The 15,271-nt window shown below is 70.7% G+C and carries 10 protein-coding genes; 2 read left to right on the top strand and 8 right to left on the bottom strand.

Translation table 11 applies throughout. From position 1 onward, the window contains the following. Positions 1 to 103 precede the first annotated feature (103 nt). Entirely contained in the window at positions 104 to 1,666 is a 1,563-nt protein-coding gene (locus tag OHS59_RS09185; protein WP_328492887.1) for an acetolactate synthase large subunit, read from the top strand. A 76-nt stretch (positions 1,667 to 1,742) separates the two neighbouring features. Here OHS59_RS09185 and OHS59_RS09180 read toward each other — a convergent pair whose 3' ends face one another. Both OHS59_RS09180 and OHS59_RS09175 read right to left on the bottom strand, forming a co-directional pair. After that, the gene (locus OHS59_RS09180; protein WP_328492886.1) at positions 1,743 to 3,122 is read right to left on the bottom strand and encodes a hypothetical protein; all 1,380 of its coding nucleotides are present in this window, start codon (positions 3,120 to 3,122) and stop codon (positions 1,743 to 1,745) included. After that, positions 3,109 to 5,997 (bottom strand): peroxidase family protein, encoded by a 2,889-nt coding sequence (locus OHS59_RS09175; RefSeq protein ID WP_328492885.1) that lies wholly within the window; start codon positions 5,995 to 5,997, stop codon positions 3,109 to 3,111. Before OHS59_RS09175 ends, OHS59_RS09180 begins: the two co-directional genes overlap by 14 nt. A 781-nt stretch (positions 5,998 to 6,778) precedes the next feature. Here OHS59_RS09175 and OHS59_RS09170 point away from each other — a divergent pair. Further along, positions 6,779 to 8,089, top strand: a complete 1,311-nt coding sequence (locus OHS59_RS09170; RefSeq protein ID WP_328492884.1) for a lipase family protein — start codon at positions 6,779 to 6,781, stop codon at positions 8,087 to 8,089. A 37-nt stretch (positions 8,090 to 8,126) separates the two neighbouring features. Here the strand turns inward: OHS59_RS09170 and OHS59_RS09165 are convergent, their stop codons facing one another. Genes OHS59_RS09165 through tal form a run of 6 tightly spaced genes read right to left on the bottom strand, consistent with a single transcriptional unit; the run spans position 8,127 to position 15,264 of the window. Next, positions 8,127 to 8,714, bottom strand: a complete 588-nt coding sequence (locus tag OHS59_RS09165; protein WP_328492883.1) for a histidine phosphatase family protein — start codon at positions 8,712 to 8,714, stop codon at positions 8,127 to 8,129. Between the two features lie 14 nt (positions 8,715 to 8,728). Next, positions 8,729 to 9,607: a phosphogluconate dehydrogenase (NAD(+)-dependent, decarboxylating) gene (gnd, locus tag OHS59_RS09160; RefSeq protein ID WP_328499136.1), complete on the bottom strand. Its 879-nt coding sequence runs from the start codon at positions 9,605 to 9,607 to the stop codon at positions 8,729 to 8,731. A gap of 15 nt (positions 9,608 to 9,622) precedes the next feature. Further along, positions 9,623 to 11,281, bottom strand: coding sequence for a glucose-6-phosphate isomerase (gene pgi / locus OHS59_RS09155; protein ID WP_328492882.1), 1,659 nt, complete (start codon positions 11,279 to 11,281; stop codon positions 9,623 to 9,625). After that, the gene (opcA, locus tag OHS59_RS09150) at positions 11,274 to 12,206 is read right to left on the bottom strand and encodes a glucose-6-phosphate dehydrogenase assembly protein OpcA (RefSeq protein WP_328492881.1); all 933 of its coding nucleotides are present in this window, start codon (positions 12,204 to 12,206) and stop codon (positions 11,274 to 11,276) included. The genes pgi and opcA overlap by 8 nt, the downstream gene beginning before the upstream one ends. Next, positions 12,203 to 14,122, bottom strand: coding sequence for a glucose-6-phosphate dehydrogenase (gene zwf / locus OHS59_RS09145; RefSeq protein ID WP_328492880.1), 1,920 nt, complete (start codon positions 14,120 to 14,122; stop codon positions 12,203 to 12,205). The genes opcA and zwf overlap by 4 nt, the downstream gene beginning before the upstream one ends. Next, entirely contained in the window at positions 14,119 to 15,264 is a 1,146-nt protein-coding gene (gene tal / locus OHS59_RS09140; RefSeq protein WP_328492879.1) for a transaldolase, read from the bottom strand. Before tal ends, zwf begins: the two co-directional genes overlap by 4 nt. Positions 15,265 to 15,271: the final 7 nt, after the last annotated feature.

The raw sequence follows: 15,271 nt of genomic DNA, 5'->3' as shown, positions 1-15,271 counted from the left end.
GTTCCGAACCTCGTGAGACTGGCACCCGCGCCCCCGTGACGGGGCACGAGAGCACGTGATCGGCACGATCACGTGAGCAACCGAGCAGCGGAGGCGGGCCGCCATGCCGAACGGAGCGCAGACCCTGGTGGAAGGCCTCGTGGACGCGGGCGTCGACGTGTGTTTCGCCAATCCCGGCACCTCCGAGATGCACTTCGTGGCCGCCCTGGACGACGTGCCGGACATGCGGGGAGTGCTCTGTCTCTTCGAAGGCGTGGCCACGGGCGCGGCCGACGGATACGGGCGCATGGCGGGCAAACCCGCCTCCACGCTGCTGCACCTGGGCCCCGGACTCGCCAACGGCCTGGCCAACCTGCACAACGCCCGCCGCGCCGGCACCCCCCTCGTGAACGTCGTCGGTGACCACGCCCTGCAGCACAAACGGCTCGACGCGCCCCTGGAGTCCGACATCGGGTCCCTCGCGCGCACCGTCTCCGCATGGACCCGGCGTACGTATCGCGCCACCGACCTCGCGGGCGACGTCGCCGAGGCCGTCGCGGCCGCGTACGGCCCGCCCGGCTCGGTGGCCACTCTGCTGGTGCCCGCCGACGTGTCCTGGTCGGACGCCGGCAAGGGCGGCCAGTCACCGGTCCGAGCCGGTCCGCGTCCCGGAGCCGTGTCACCGGTCGCCGTCGAGGAGGCGGCCGGCGCGCTGCGCTCCGGCGAGCCCGCCGCACTGCTGCTCGGTGGCGTGGCCGCGCACGGCCGCGGTCTGCGCGCCGCCGCCCGGATCGCCGCCGCGACCGGCGCCCGGCTGCTGTGCGAGACCTTCCCGGCCCGTCTCGAACGCGGCGCCGGACTGCCCACGGTCGAGCGGCTCGCCTACCGGGAGGCGGATGCCGCGGCCCAACTGGCGGGCATACGACTGCTGTTGCTGGCCGGGGGGACCGAGCCGGTGACGTTCTTCGCGTACCCGGGGGCGAGCGGCCGGATCGTCCCGGACGGCTGCCAGGTGTTGTCGGCGGCCACGGGATCCGAGGACGTGACGGTCGCCCTGGAAGCACTCGCGGATCTCCTGAAGAGTGCCGTGACTCCGATACCGCAGGCGCCCCTTCGGCCCGATCGGCCCATCGGGGCCCTGACCGCCGAGAGCGCCGCAGCGGCGATCGGCGCGCTGCTCCCGGAACACGCGATCGTCGTCGACGAGGCGAACACCTCCGGTATCTGGCTGCCCGCCGCGACGGCGGGCGCCCCGCCCCACGACTGGCTCACCCTCACCGGCGGCGCCATCGGACAGGGGCTGCCCGCGGCCGTCGGCGCCGCGCTCGCGGCGCCCGACAGGCCCGTGCTAGCCCTGGAGGCGGACGGCAGCGCCATGTACACCCTCCAGGCGCTGTGGACCATGGCGCGTGAGCAACTCGACGTCACCACCGTGCTCTTCGACAACCGCTCCTACTCGGTCCTCAACCTGGAGCTGCGGTCCGTCGGCGCGGCCGCCCCGGGCCCCCGGGCCACCGGTCTCCTCGACCTGTCGCGGCCCGACCTCGACTTCGTGGCGCTGGCCCGCGGCATGGGCGTACCGGCCGAACGGGCCGTCACCGCCGAGCAGTTCACCGTGCTGCTGGACCGGGCCCTGGAAGAGCCCGGCCCCTGCCTCATCGACTGCCTCGTACCGCCGCTGTTCTGAAGAGCCCGGTCCGGAAGCCCGGTCCGGAAGCCCGGTCCGGAAGCCCGATCCGGCGGCCCGGTTCACCGAACCCGGCTCAGTCGCCCCAGACTTCGGTGTGCTCGCGGTGCGCCGGTGTCAGACCGTTCACGAAGAAGCGGTCGTAGTACTCCTCCTCGACATGGTGGGCCTGCAGCCAGATCCCCGGGACATGGATCGCGTCCGTGTGCGCCGGGAACCGCCGGTGCGTCTCGATGACGTACTCGCACACGTCCCGGGCGCAGTCGATGACCCGGGTCTCGTACTCACTGGCCTCGGCGAGGTAGCGCTGCCCGTAGTCCTCCTTGTAGATCCGGGTGAAGACGTCCTTGTCCGTGTACGTGCCGCCGGGCCCGAACTTGGCGTCGATGATCGCGTCCACGGCCGCCGACATCGACGCGTACGCCGGCGGGCACGCGGCCTCGATCAGCGGCTCGCCCTGCGGGGAGGTGAGCCCCACCGGCTGCGAGCGCAGGTTCGCGTACCGGGGAAGCGGCACGTGCCAGCGCCACACGTCGGCGAGCCGCCAGCGCGGGGTGACGAAGGTGAAACCGAGCATCCTGCCGTACGCCCGCGAGAACTTCGGGTCGCCCAGGGCGATCTGCGGGTTGATCGAGGCGTGGATCCAGGCGCCCAGGCCCATCGCCTCGGCCGTGAGCATCAGGTTCTGCAGGAGCAGGTCCGCCTCGACCTGGGTGCGCATGGGGCCGAGCGCGCCCAGCGGCAGCTTCAGGTCGCCGTTCAGGAACCCGTTGCGCACCCACTTCCGCACCCCGGCGGGACGGTAGAAGTTGCGGTCGTCGACGAAGGTCGGGCGGGCCCCGTCCGGCTGGGTGAGCAGGTACATCAGCGCGTTGACGTACTGGTGGGACAGGTCCACCACCGGCAGGAACAGCGTCGTGCCGGGCAGGTTGGACAGGAACCGGTTCGAGTCGAGGTACGCCGGGAAGTCGCGCATCCCCTCGGCGACGTCGAGCCGGTGGTCCAGGATCCGCACCTTCGACTCGTGGGCCCTGGCGACCAGTGTGGCGGCGTCGAAGGGCTCGTGCGGAGCGGGCTTCAGCTTGCGCAGGTAGTACGTACCCGAGTCGTTGATCATGAAGAAGTGGGTGCCCTGCGCGTTGTCGGGGCTGCCCGCGGTCCGGCCCGCCATCGTGAGGTTGGGCTTGGCCATGATGGGCTTGCCGTCGCGCGGATCGTCGAAGGGCCGGTCGGGCATGGTCAGCCCGGTGGCACCGGTCAGTGCGATCAGCACCGCCTCCTCCAGCTCCGACAGGGGCTGCGGGGCGTGTTCGGAATGATGGCTCATGGAGCCGGCGGGCACCGACGCACCCCGGCTGACCCGGTGGGTGCGGCGGCGCCAGAGCGTCTCCAGGAGAGGACGCGCCAGGAGGTCGTCGAGCCCCGGGTGCCCGGAGCGGGGCTCAGTCCGCGTCACCGTTGCCTCCGTTGCCGTCGCCGTTGTCCGTCGGCCTCACCGTCCGCCAGGGCGCGAAGGCACTCGCGTCGCGCGGCAGCAGCGCGGCCAGCTCCGGGCAGTGCCGCAGGACGACCGAGTCCATGCCGCCCTTCTCGACCCAGTCGATGCCCAGCGGCGTGTAGATCTCGGGCCGGTAGTCGACGGTCAGGAAACGGTCGCTCTGCAGACGCCGCGTCGCCATCAGGATGAAGATGCGGAAGGCCGTGTCGCTGAAGCCGAAGCCCGTCGGCGGGTTCTCGGCGAACAGGCCCACCACCGTGTCGATCTCGTCGACCGAGCGGTACACCTCCTTGAGCCGCGCCAGCGACTCGGCGTTCTGCGTCAGCTCCTCGAAGGAACGGATGCGCTGCTTGTGCAGGCCCTCGCGGAAGTCGTTGTAGCGCGGCACGCCCCGCCGCCGGGTCCGTACGAGGTCCACCACCGACAGGTCGATGATCTCGCCGTCGCGCTCGAACCGCTGCAGCGCCTGCGGGTAGTTGTGGAGGGTGATCGCGCCGGGGTGGGCGATCCCGAACGAGTACAGCGCGTTCGCGAGCCCCGTCTTGCGGATCTGCGACTCGGCCGCACCGCCCTGGATGTCCATGAAGCCGACCGTCTCCAGGCGGTGCCCGAAGTGGTGCTCGCGCAGCTCGAAGTCGTCCGGGACCAGCGGATGCATGCGGTACACCGTGACGAAGTCCTCGGTCAGCGAGTACGGCGCCGCGTGGTGGTCCGGCAGGGTCTGCGGGATGCCCTTCAGCGAGTGCGCCTCCAGCAGCCACAGGCCCAGCTGGTTCAGCCAGTTCTTCGGCGGACCTTGCCAGTTGGTCTTCAGGCCGATGTCGATCGCCTTCGTGGCGAGGATCGCCGGGGTCCACTCCACCGTGTGTATCTTCGCGATGAGCGCCGAGACCACCAGCCGGGCCGTGTGATAGATCCGCTCCTCGCTCATCGACGGATATTCGGCGCGCAGCGCGTCACAGACCGCGTTGTGCTCCCGCGCGAACAGGGTGTGCATCGCGCTGAGGCCCATCCACCAGCTCTCGTTGAACCCGGTGAGCGGGATCCCGGTCTGCCCGCCCGGCAAGTGGCCGTCCTCCAGGCGGAGTTTCGCGCCGCCGTCGGGCTCCCGCAGGAAGCGGGCGGTCTCCTCGTCGCCGCCGTACACCTCGGAACCGTCCCACCAGTGCGAGGCCATGTTCCCGAACAGGATCGGGGGGCGGTTGCCGGGCTGTTCCAGCCCCTCGTTCTCGGCGAACCGCATCACGTTCTCCGCCGAACCGCCCGGCGTGTTGTGCCACGGGTCGCTGCCGGGCGGCAGCGGCACCTCGACGGACGGGCCGCCGGCCGGGTACCGCCGGTGGTTGACCCAGTCGTGCACCTGGAACTGGATCCAGGCCGCCGCCAGCACATTGAGCGACGTCGCGGGCACGAAGCGGTCACGCCGTAGCAGCTGACGGCTGACCGTGACCGGGTTGGGCGTGTCGAACTGGTCGGGCCGGTAGTCCGGTTGGAGGTTCCGGCCGAAGGACGCGCCCACGGCACCCATCCTCGGCGCGGACAGATCGTTGTACGACCCGTCGTACGATCGCTCGGTGCGCAGCCGCTCCTCGATCGGCTCCGGTACGGGCTGCGCCTTGGGCGGGGCCTCGCGCACCTCGGTGTCGATCAGGTTGAACCGGCGCAGCACCTTCCGCAGGAACACCAGGTTCAGCAGGCTCAGCTGCAACGGCAGCCGGTGCCACGGCACATACCGGTTGAGCAGCGAGAAGGCGGCCCCGACGGGCCGGCCCAGGATCCGGTTGCGCAGCGGTTCCTCGGTGACGAAGCGCAGCCCGAGCCGGTGCGCGCCGCTCGCCTGGTACGCGGCCTTGCGGGCCCGGTTGAGATTGCCCAGGGGGCGGAAGTCGTCCGTGGTGTACCAGGGGTTGAACATCAGGTCCTCGACCCGCCGGGCGGCGGCCCGTGCCTCGGCCTCGTCGATGTCCTGGCCGGGTACGGTGAGCCGGGCCACCGCGATCGGCGGCGAGACGGCGTCCTTCCACTCCACCGAGGTGTCCTCGACAGGGGTGCGCAACTCGTCCACGTACCGCTGCACACACAGCTCGAAGGCGACGTCGCCCGAGGCGAGCCGCCGGGCCATCTCACGGTGCAGGAAGTCGGGGTCGCGCCGGTCGGGCGGGGGCGCGGGAGGGGATCCGGCGGCCGGGCGCAGCAGGAACCGCACCGGTCCTGCCTCGCCCCAGAGCATCGCCCCGCGGCTCCAATACGTGGTGGTGGCAAGGGAGGTGACGGTCTGTCGGGTGGCCGCCTGGACGTTGCGCCGCATACGGGTGGCGGTCTCGAACCCGACCGCGAGCGGGAGCTTCACCAACAGCCCGAACGCCTTCTGGATCGGGTTGCGGGCGCCCGCCATCGCCTTGGCGAAGGCCACGAACTCCCGTGCGTTGCGGGCGTGCGACACGGGATAGCTCGTGGCGAGCAGGTCGTGGCTCTCCTCGTCCGTAACCCGCACGCGCAGGGCCGCGCCCCGCAGGTCGGGGGCGCCGTCGCCCTGCCGGATGCCGCTCGCGTTCGACAGCCGCAGCGTCACCGGATAGTCGGCGCCCGGCCGCGCGAAGCCGACGCGCAGGGCGGCGGGGAGATCGTCGTGGAAGCGCAGCCGTGCGTTCTCCACTCCCAGCGGGGCCTTGGCATGGATGGCGCGGGCGGTTCCGCCGCCCCCGGCCCGGCGGTTCTTCACCTGTACTTCCATCAGCTCCCGGGCCAGCCGATCGAAAACCAGCCGTTCCGCCTCGGGGCTTCCGCCTTCGTATTGTTCATACCGCTGATCGTGCTGCCCGGTCTCGGCCATCGGTCGTTTCCTTCGTACGGATGAGTACGGATGCGTACGGGACAGGGGCCAGCACGCTACCGGCGGGGCGGGGTGGCCGCAGCGACGGTTTTTGCCGATGTGCGGGGGGCGGGCCCGGTTCGTCGGTCGCCGGTCACGCGACGGATCCGCGCACGTCGGGCGGCTGCCCGGCCGACTGCGGCGCCCTGTCGGCGCCCCGCGAGGCCCCGGGCCCACAGCAGCCACAGCCGGACGCGACGGGGGTGGCCGGGGAGTGCCACCCACCGGCCGGTGGGGGCCGTTCGCGCAGTTCCTCGCGCCCCTGAAAGGCGGGCTGGGCGCGGGGGTTGTGGGTGGTCCGTGGGTCGGTGGGGCTGTTCGCGCAGTTCCTCGCGCCCCTGACAAGCGGGCCGCGCCCGGGGGTTGTGGGTCGACCGCGGGTCGGTGGGGGCCGTTCGCGCAGTTCCCCGCGCCCCTGAAAGGCGGGCTGCGCCCCGGCCTTTCGTCTTCGGGGGCGGTAGCCCCTGCCTTTCAGGGGCGCGGGGAACTGCGCGGCCAGCCCTCATCGGCCCGTACAAGACATCGGCCTCGAGCCCTCCCTCCCAGGGGCGCGAGGAACGGCGCGCTCAGCCCAAACCGGCCCGCAGATGTGAACCGGCAAGCCCCGCAGGGGGCGCGGGGCCCCACCGACCCACCCCCCCAGCCGCCCGGAGGGCTGTCGCAAGGGACAGGTTGACGACCCGCACCCCCGGTGGTGTGCTCGCAAGCGCAGCGCCACCGCCGCGACCGGGGGAGGTCGATCATGGGGGACGACCGGCACGCCAAAGGCCCGAGTTTCGCCGAACTGCGCCCGCTGAAGCCCGCGACCGACGCCGGCCCCGACCCGGCCGGCTTCCCGGTCCACCCCGACCTCGTGGAACGGCTCGCGGAGGACAAGGACCAGCCAGACCCCGACGGAGTCGTCCCGCACACCCTGGCGACCTGCGCCGCCTACGCGTACGCCGGATTCGCCCAGCGCGGCGACCCGGAGACCGTCGCCATGATCATGACGCGCCTCGGCCTGGAGGAGAACACCTGCCAGGTGTTCGAGCAGCGGGTGGACGCCATGTACATCGCCTCGGCCGCGTACCTGATCCAGGACCGGGACCGCAGGATCGCCGTCCTCTGCTACCGCGGCACCCAGCCCGAGGACATCATCAGCATCCTCACCGACGCGGACGTACGCCCCGAGATGCTCGCCGTCGAGCTGGACGGGCGACGCCACGAGGTCCACGCGGGCTTCTACCGCAACGTCCGCGCCACCCGCCACCTGATCATCGAGGCCCTGGACCGGGCGCTGCGCGGCGAGTCGGTGGTCCCCGGCGAGCCGGGCACCCGGGGCCGCGGCCTGGAGGCGCTCTACATCACCGGCCACAGCCTCGGCGGCGCGATGGCCGCGCTGATGGGCGTGATGATCACCCTGGAGCCCCGCTACCGCCGCATCGCCGAGAAGCTCCGGGCCGTCTACACCTTCGGACAGCCCATGGTCGGCGGGCCGGACTTCGCGCGGGCCTGCGAGGAGGCCGCAGGTCCGCACGGCACCCAGCCGCTGCGCGAGCGGATGATCCGCTACATCTTCGACCGTGACGTGGTGCCGGCCCTGCCGCCCCGGCCGGTCGGACCGTACGCGCCGTTCGGCCGGGAGTTCCACTACCGCAGGTCGCGCGGGCCGATGGACACGGTCCTGACCTTCGCCGCCGACTCGGCCCTGGAAGCGGTGACCCTGCCCGGAGAACTGCTGCGGACCCTGATGAGCAACCCGCTCCGTCAACCGGCGGCACGCCTGGGAGAGTTGACGGTCCGTTCAGCGGAGTCGCTCCGGCGTTCCGTGCGGCCGCTGCTGCGCGTACGGCAGGAGGGCTGGCGGGAGAACGACGAACCGGGCCTGCACTACCCGCAGATGGACTCGCTCGCGGGTCTTGCCGTGGTGGCGCCGCTGGCGTTCCTGGCCACCCGGCTGGCGCTGACCCGGACGATCCCGTTCAAGTACTCCTTCGACGACCACGGCCCGGGCCACTACGTCAACGCCCTCGCTCCACCAGGGGTGTTGAGCGAGTTCGGCGACGTTCTGTAGCCCGGGCCGGGATACTGCCCCGCAATCCGCGCGGCTCCTACGGCTTGGCGTTCCACTCCGCGAGGACGGGCCGGCCGTGCTCCAGCGACAGCCGGCTCACCGTGGCCGTGTCCAGCCGGAACAGGCGTCCGTCCGAGGCGGGCAGCCCGAGCCGGCGGGCGGTCAGGACGCGCAGGAAGTGCGAGTGGGCCACGAGGACCACGTCACCCTCGTCGAGCGCCTTCGCCGCGTGGGCGAGCACCCGGTCGGCGCGCTCGCCCACCTCGACGGGCGACTCGCCCGGGTGCCCGTCCGCGCCGGGCGGCACCCCGTCGTTCCACAGGTACCAGTCGGGACGGGTGAGGTGGATGTCGACGGTTTTGACACCCTCGTACGCCCCGTAGTCCCACTCATGCAGGTCGGGGTCGACGACGGCCCCGGTCAGACCCGCCAGTTCCGCGGTCCGTATCGCGCGCTGGAGCGGACTCGTGAGCACGAGGGCGCAGGACCGCTCGGCGAAGAGCGGGACGAGGGACTTGGCCTGGTCCTCGCCGTGCGGGGTGAGGGGCAGGTCGGTCCAGCTGGTGTGCTGTCCCGACTTGCTCCACTCGGTCTCGCCGTGCCGGACGAGGAGGAGATCGCCCATGATTTCTGCTTCTCCTACTTCGCGGACTCTACGGCGTGGCCGCCGAACTGGTTGCGCAGTGCCGCGATCATCTTCATCTGCGGCGAGTCGTCCTGGCGGGACGCGAAGCGGGCGAAGAGGGAGGCGGTGATCGCGGGCAGCGGGACCGCGTTGTCGATGGCCGCCTCGACGGTCCAGCGGCCCTCGCCGGAGTCCTGCGCGAAGCCGCGCAGCTGAGCGAGGTGCTCGTCCTCGTCGAGGGCGTTGACCGCCAGGTCGAGGAGCCAGGAGCGGATGACGGTGCCCTCCTGCCAGGAGCGGAAGACCTCGCGCACGTCGGTGACGGAGTCGACCGCCTCCAGGAGCTCCCAGCCCTCGGCGTAGGCCTGCATCATGGCGTACTCGATGCCGTTGTGGACCATCTTGGAGAAGTGCCCGGCGCCGACCTTGCCGGCGTGCACGAACCCGGCGTCGCCCTCGGGCTTGAGGGCGTCGAAGACGGGCTGGACCTTGGCGATGTGCTCGGCGTCGCCGCCGACCATCAGCGCGTAGCCGTTCTTGAGGCCCCACACGCCGCCGGAGACGCCGGCGTCGACGAAGCCGATGCCCTTGGCCGCCAGCTCCTCGGAGTGCTTCTCGTCGTCCGTCCAGCGCGAGTTGCCGCCGTCCACGACCACGTCACCGGGCTCCAGCAAGTCGGCCAGCTCGTCGACGGTGGACTGCGTCGCGGCACCGGCCGGAACCATCACCCACACCACCCGCGGCGCTTCGAGCTTGCCCACGAGCTCGGCCAGGCTGCTCACGTCGGCCAGCTCGGGATTGCGGTCGTATCCGATGACGGTGTGGCCCGCGCGGCGGATGCGCTCGCGCATGTTGCCGCCCATCTTGCCGAGGCCGATGAGACCAAGCTGCATCGCAGTCATGTCAGTTCACTTCTTCCGGAGAGTGCGGTACGTGGCCACGAGGGCGCTGGTGGAGGAGTCGAGGCCGGGGACGTCGGCGCCCTCGGTGAGGGCGGGTTCGACGCGCTTGGCGAGGACCTTGCCGAGTTCGACGCCCCACTGGTCGAAGGAGTCGATGTGCCAGATCGCTCCCTGCACGAACACCTTGTGCTCGTAGAGGGCGATCAGCTGGCCGAGGACCGAGGGGGTCAGCTCGCGGGCGAGGATCGTGGTCGTCGGGTGGTTGCCCTGGAACGTCTTGTGCGGCACCAGTTCCTCGGGCACTCCCTCCGCCCGCACCTCGTCCGGCGTCCTGCCGAAGGCCAGAGCCTGGCCCTGGGCGAAGAGGTTCGCCATCAACAGGTCGTGCTGGGCGGCCAGTTCGCCGCTCAGTTCGGCGACCGGGTTGACGAATCCGATCAGGTCGGCCGGGATCGTCTTCGTGCCCTGGTGGATCAACTGGTAGTAGGCGTGCTGCCCGTTGGTGCCGGGGGTGCCCCACACGACCGGGCCGGTCTGCCAGTCCACCGGATTCCCGTCACGGTCCACGGACTTGCCGTTGGACTCCATGTCGAGCTGCTGGAGGTAGGCGGTGAACTTGGACAGGTAGTGCGAGTACGGCAGGACCGCGTGCGACTGGGCGTCGAAGAAGTTGCCGTACCAGACGCCCAACAGGCCGAGCAGCAAAGGCACGTTGGACTCGGCGGGCGCGGTGCGGAAGTGCTCGTCGACGAGGTGGAAGCCGTCGAGCATCTCCCGGAAGCGGTCCGGGCCGATCGCGAGCATCAGGGACAGACCGATCGCGGAGTCGAACGAGTAACGCCCGCCGACCCAGTCCCAGAACTCGAACATGTTGGCCGTGTCGATACCGAAGTCCGCGACCTTCTCCGCGTTCGTCGACAGCGCCACGAAGTGCTTCGCCACGGCGTCGGAGCCGACGTCGAGCCCGCCGAGTCCGGCGAGCAGCCAGGACCGCGCCGAGGTCGCGTTGGTGATCGTCTCGATGGTGGTGAAGGTCTTCGAGGCGATGATGAACAGCGTCTCGGCCGGGTCCAGGTCCCGCACGGCCTCGTGCAGGTCGGCCCCGTCGACGTTCGACACGAAACGGACCGTCAGATCCCGGTCGGTGAAGGCGCGCAGCGCGTCGTACGCCATCGCCGGGCCCAGGTCGGAGCCGCCGATACCGATGTTGACCACGTTCTTGATGCGCCTGCCGGTGTGCCCGGTCCACTTGCCGGAGCGGACCTGTTCGGCGAAGCCGGACATCCGGTCGAGCACGGCGTGCACCTTCGGCACGACGTTCTCGCCGTCGACCTCGATCACCGCGTCACGCGGAGCGCGCAGCGCGGTGTGCAGGACCGCCCGGTCCTCGGTGACGTTGATCCGCTCGCCGCGGAACATCGCGTCGCGCAGACCGAACACATCGGTGGCGGTGGCGAGTTCCTGGAGCAGCGCGAGCGTCTCGTCGGTGATCAGGTGCTTCGAGTAGTCGACGAGCAGATCGCCCACGCGCACGCTGTAATGCTCGGCGCGCTCCGGGTCCGTGGCGAACAGCTCGCGCAACTGCGCGTGGAGGAAGGGCCCGGCCCGGTGGTCCTCCAGAGCGGTCCACTCGGGACGGCGGGTGAGCCTCGGTGTGTCAGACACGGCTCTCCCTCTGGGTGTCGTCCCCGTGCAGGGCGACGGCGTACATCTCGTCGGCGTCGAGCCGCCGCAGCTCCTCGGCGATCAGCTCGGAGGTGCTGCGGACCTTCAGCGCGAGGGTGCGCGGGGGCTGGCCCGGCAGGGACAGCGTCGCGAGGGGGCCCTCGGGGCGGTCGATGACGATCTCGCCGTTCTCGGTGCCGAGCTTGACGGCGGTGACCACCGGCCCCGCGGTGACGACCCGCTCGACCGAGACCTTCAGACGGGCCTCCAGCCAGCGGGCCAGCAATTCGGCGCTCGGGTTGTCCGCCTCGCTCTCGACGGCAGCCGAGATGATCTTCGTGCGGGCCTGGTCGAGGGCGGCGGCGAGCATGGAACGCCACGGGGTGAGCCGGGTCCAGGCCAGATCGGTGTCGCCGGGCGCGTACGCGACGGCACGCGACTCCAGTGCCTGCAACGGGGTCTCCACGGCGTACATGTCGGTGATCCGGCGCTGCGCGAGGGCGCCCAGCGGGTCCTTGACCGGGACCTCCGGCGCGTCCACCGGCCACCAGACGACGACCGGCGCGTCGGGGAGCAGCAGCGGCAGGACCACCGAGTCGGCGTGGTCGGACACTTCGCCGTACAGCCGCAGGATCACCGTCTCGCCGGTGCCGGCGTCCGCGCCGACCCGTACCTCGGCGTCGAGGTGGGAGTTCGTGCGGTCGCGCGGGGTGCGGGCGTGCCGCTTGATGACGACCAGGGTGCGCGAGGGGTGCTCGTGCGAGGCCTCCTCGGCCGCCTTGATCGAGTCGTACGCGTTCTCCTCGTCCGTGACGATGACCATCGTCAGGACCATGCCCACGGCAGGCGTGCCGATGGCGCGGCGACCCTGCACGAGCGCCTTGTTGATCTTGCTTGCCGTGGTGTCGGTCAGGTCGATCTTCATGGCCTGCGCCAGCTCCGTCCGTCTCGTGCGAGCATCTCGTCGGCTTCCCCGGGACCCCAGGTGCCCGAGGCGTACTGCGCGGGTTTGCCGTGCGTGTCCCAGTAGCCCTCGATCGGGTCGAGGATCTTCCAGGACTCTTCCACCTCCTGGTGGCGGGGGAAGAGGTTGGCGTCTCCGAGCAGTACATCCAGGATCAGGCGTTCGTACGCCTCCGGGCTGGACTCCGTGAACGACTCGCCGTACGCGAAGTCCATCGACACGTCCCGGATCTCCATCGACGTACCCGGCACCTTCGATCCGAAGCGCACCGTCATGCCCTCGTCCGGCTGAACGCGGATCACGATGGCGTTCGCGCCGAGTTCCTCGGTGGCGGTGGAGTCGAAGGGGGAGTGCGGGGCGCGCTGGAAGACGACGGCGATTTCGGTGACCCGCCGGCCCAGACGCTTGCCGGTGCGCAGGTAGAAGGGGACGCCCGCCCAGCGGCGGTTGTCGACCTCCAGCTTGACGGCCGCGTACGTGTCGGTCGTCGACTTGGGGTCGATGCCGTCCTCGTCGAGGTATCCCTGTACCTTCTCGCCGCCCTGCCAGCCCGTCGCGTACTGGCCGCGGACCGTGTGCTCGCCCAGGTTCTCCGGCAGCTTCACGGATTTGAGGACCTTGAGCTTCTCGGTGAGCAGCGAGTCGGCGTCGAAGGCGATGGGCTCCTCCATCGCGGTCAGCGCCATCAGCTGCAGGAGGTGGTTCTGGATGACGTCACGGGCCGACCCGATGCCGTCGTAGTAGCCCGCCCGGCCTCCGATGCCGATGTCCTCGGCCATCGTGATCTGTACGTGGTCGACGTACGACCGGTTCCAGATGGGCTCGTACATCTGATTGGCGAAGCGGAGCGCCAGAATGTTCTGGACGGTCTCCTTGCCGAGGTAGTGGTCGATCCGGAACACCTGCTCCGGGTCGAACACCTCGTGCACCACGCGGTTCAGCTCGCGCGCGCTCTTCAGGTCGCGGCCGAACGGCTTCTCGATGACCCCGCGCCGCCAGGAACCCGCGGGAGCCTCGGCGAGGCCGTGCTTCTTGAGCTGCTTGACGACCTTGGGGAAGAACTTCGGCGGTACGGAGAGGTAGAAGGCGTAGTTGCCGCTGGTGCCCCGGGACTTGTCCAACTCGTCGACCGCGGCGCGCAGTTGCTCGAACGCCTGGTCGTCGTCGAAGTCACCCGGGATGAACCGCATGCCCTCGGCGAGCTGCTGCCAGACCTCCTCGCGGAACTCGGTGCGCGCGTGGTCGCGGACCGAGTCGTGCACGATCTGGGCGAAGTCCTCGTCCTCCCAGTCGCGCCGGGCGAAGCCGACGAGGGAGAAACCGGGAGGCAGCAGGCCTCGGTTGGCCAGGTCGTACACGGCCGGCATGAGCTTCTTGCGCGACAGGTCGCCCGTCACACCGAAGATGACCAGACCGGAGGGCCCGGCGATCTTGGGCAGCCGCCGGTCCTGGGGGTCACGCAGGGGGTTGTCCCAGTCATCGGCGTGATCCAGGACCTCGGCGAGGGACTGCGGCGCGAGACCGGCGGAGTCCGCGTCCGCGGTGGCCGAGTCCACAGCCGGGTCCGCGGTGGCGTCCGACACCGTGGCCGCCACCGAGCCGCCCGCGGCGGCGGCAGCGCCGGCCTTCGCCCGACTCGGAGCGGCCTTCTTGGCACCGGCGGCAGCGGTCGCCTTCTTGGCACCCGTGGTCTTCGCGGCACCCGCTGCCCTCTTGGCACCCGCAGACTTCTTGGCAGGCGTGGCCTTCGAGGCACCGGCCGCCTTCTTGGCGGGCACCGCCTTCTTGGCCTTCGCCGCCGCCGGGGCCGAGGCGGCCGGTGTCGTACCGGACACCGCCGCCTCCGTCGGGGTTCCCCCGGGAGGGTTCTTGCTCATTCGCCGTCAACTCCCTTGCTGTTCAGCGAGACCGTGACCGCGTCCAGCAGCTCGCCCCAGGCGACCGCGAACTTCGCGACGCCCTCGTTCTCCAGCTGCCCGACGACCTCGTCGTACGAGATGCCCTGCTTCTCGACGGCGTCCAGGTCCGCGCGGGCCTGGGCGTAGCCGCCGCTCACCGTGTCGCCGTGGATCTCGCCGTGGTCGGCGGTGGCGTCCAGCGTGCCCTCGGGCATCGTGTTGACCGTGCCGGGCGCGACCAGCTCGTCGACGTACAGCGTGTCCTTGTAGGACGGGTCCTTGACGCCGGTCGAGGCCCACAGCGGACGCTGCTTGTTGGCGCGGGCGCCGCCCAGGGCGTTCCAGCGCTCACCGTCGAAGACCTGCTCGTACGCCTCGTAGGCGAGCCGCGCGTTGGCGAGCGCCGCCTTGCCCTTGAGTGCGAGGGCCTCGTCCGTGCCGAGCTTCGTCAGCCGCTTGTCGATCTCGCTGTCGACGCGGGAGACGAAGAAGGAGGCGACGGAGTGGATGGTGGCGAGGTCCAGGCCCTTGGCCCGGGCCTTCTCCAGACCGGCCAGGTAGGCGTCCATGACCTCGCGGTAGCGCTCCAGCGAGAAGATCAGCGTGACGTTGACGCTGATGCCGAGGCCGATGACCTCGGTGATCGCGGGCAGCCCGGCCTTGGTCGCCGGGATCTTGATCATGACGTTCGGGCGGTCGACCAGCCAGGACAGCTGCTTGGCCTCGGCGACCGTCGCCTTCGTGTCGTGGGCCAGGCGCGGGTCGACCTCGATGGAGACCCGGCCGTCCCGGCCGCCGGTCTCGTCGTACACGGGCCGCAGTATGTCGGCGGCGTCGCGGACGTCGGCGGTGGTCATCATCCGTACGGCCTCGTCGACCGTGACACGGCGGGCCGCGAGGTCGGCGAGCTGCTCCTCGTACCCCTCGCCCGAGCCGATCGCGGCCTGGAAGATCGAGGGGTTGGTGGTGACGCCGACGACGTGCCGGGTCTCGATGAGTTCGGCGAGGTTGCCGGACGTGATGCGCTTGCGGGACAGGTCGTCCAGCCAGATGGAGACGCCTTCGCCGGAGAGGGTCTTCAACGGTTCCGCGGTGGTGATTGTCTGGGTCACAGTGATCATCTTCCTT

The sequence above is a fragment of the Streptomyces sp. NBC_00414 genome (assembly GCF_036038375.1).
Taxonomy (GTDB): domain Bacteria; phylum Actinomycetota; class Actinomycetes; order Streptomycetales; family Streptomycetaceae; genus Streptomyces.
The sequence above is the reverse complement of the archived record's forward strand: the minus strand, read 5'-3'. Positions and strand labels throughout refer to the sequence as shown.

Excerpts from the sequence above, each read along its gene's own strand:
- OHS59_RS09175 (WP_328492885.1), bottom strand. The coding sequence starts at position 5,997 with ATGGCCGAGACCGGGCAGCACGATCAGCGGTATGAACAATACGAAGGC.
- zwf (WP_328492880.1), bottom strand. The coding sequence starts at position 14,122 with ATGAGCAAGAACCCTCCCGGGGGAACCCCGACGGAGGCGGCGGTGTCC.
- OHS59_RS09165 (WP_328492883.1), bottom strand. The coding sequence starts at position 8,714 with ATGGGCGATCTCCTCCTCGTCCGGCACGGCGAGACCGAGTGGAGCAAG.
- OHS59_RS09170 (WP_328492884.1), top strand. The coding sequence starts at position 6,779 with ATGGGGGACGACCGGCACGCCAAAGGCCCGAGTTTCGCCGAACTGCGC.
- tal (WP_328492879.1), bottom strand. The coding sequence starts at position 15,264 with ATGATCACTGTGACCCAGACAATCACCACCGCGGAACCGTTGAAGACC.
- gnd (WP_328499136.1), bottom strand. The coding sequence starts at position 9,607 with ATGCAGCTTGGTCTCATCGGCCTCGGCAAGATGGGCGGCAACATGCGC.
- opcA (WP_328492881.1), bottom strand. The coding sequence starts at position 12,206 with ATGAAGATCGACCTGACCGACACCACGGCAAGCAAGATCAACAAGGCG.
- OHS59_RS09185 (WP_328492887.1), top strand. The coding sequence starts at position 104 with ATGCCGAACGGAGCGCAGACCCTGGTGGAAGGCCTCGTGGACGCGGGC.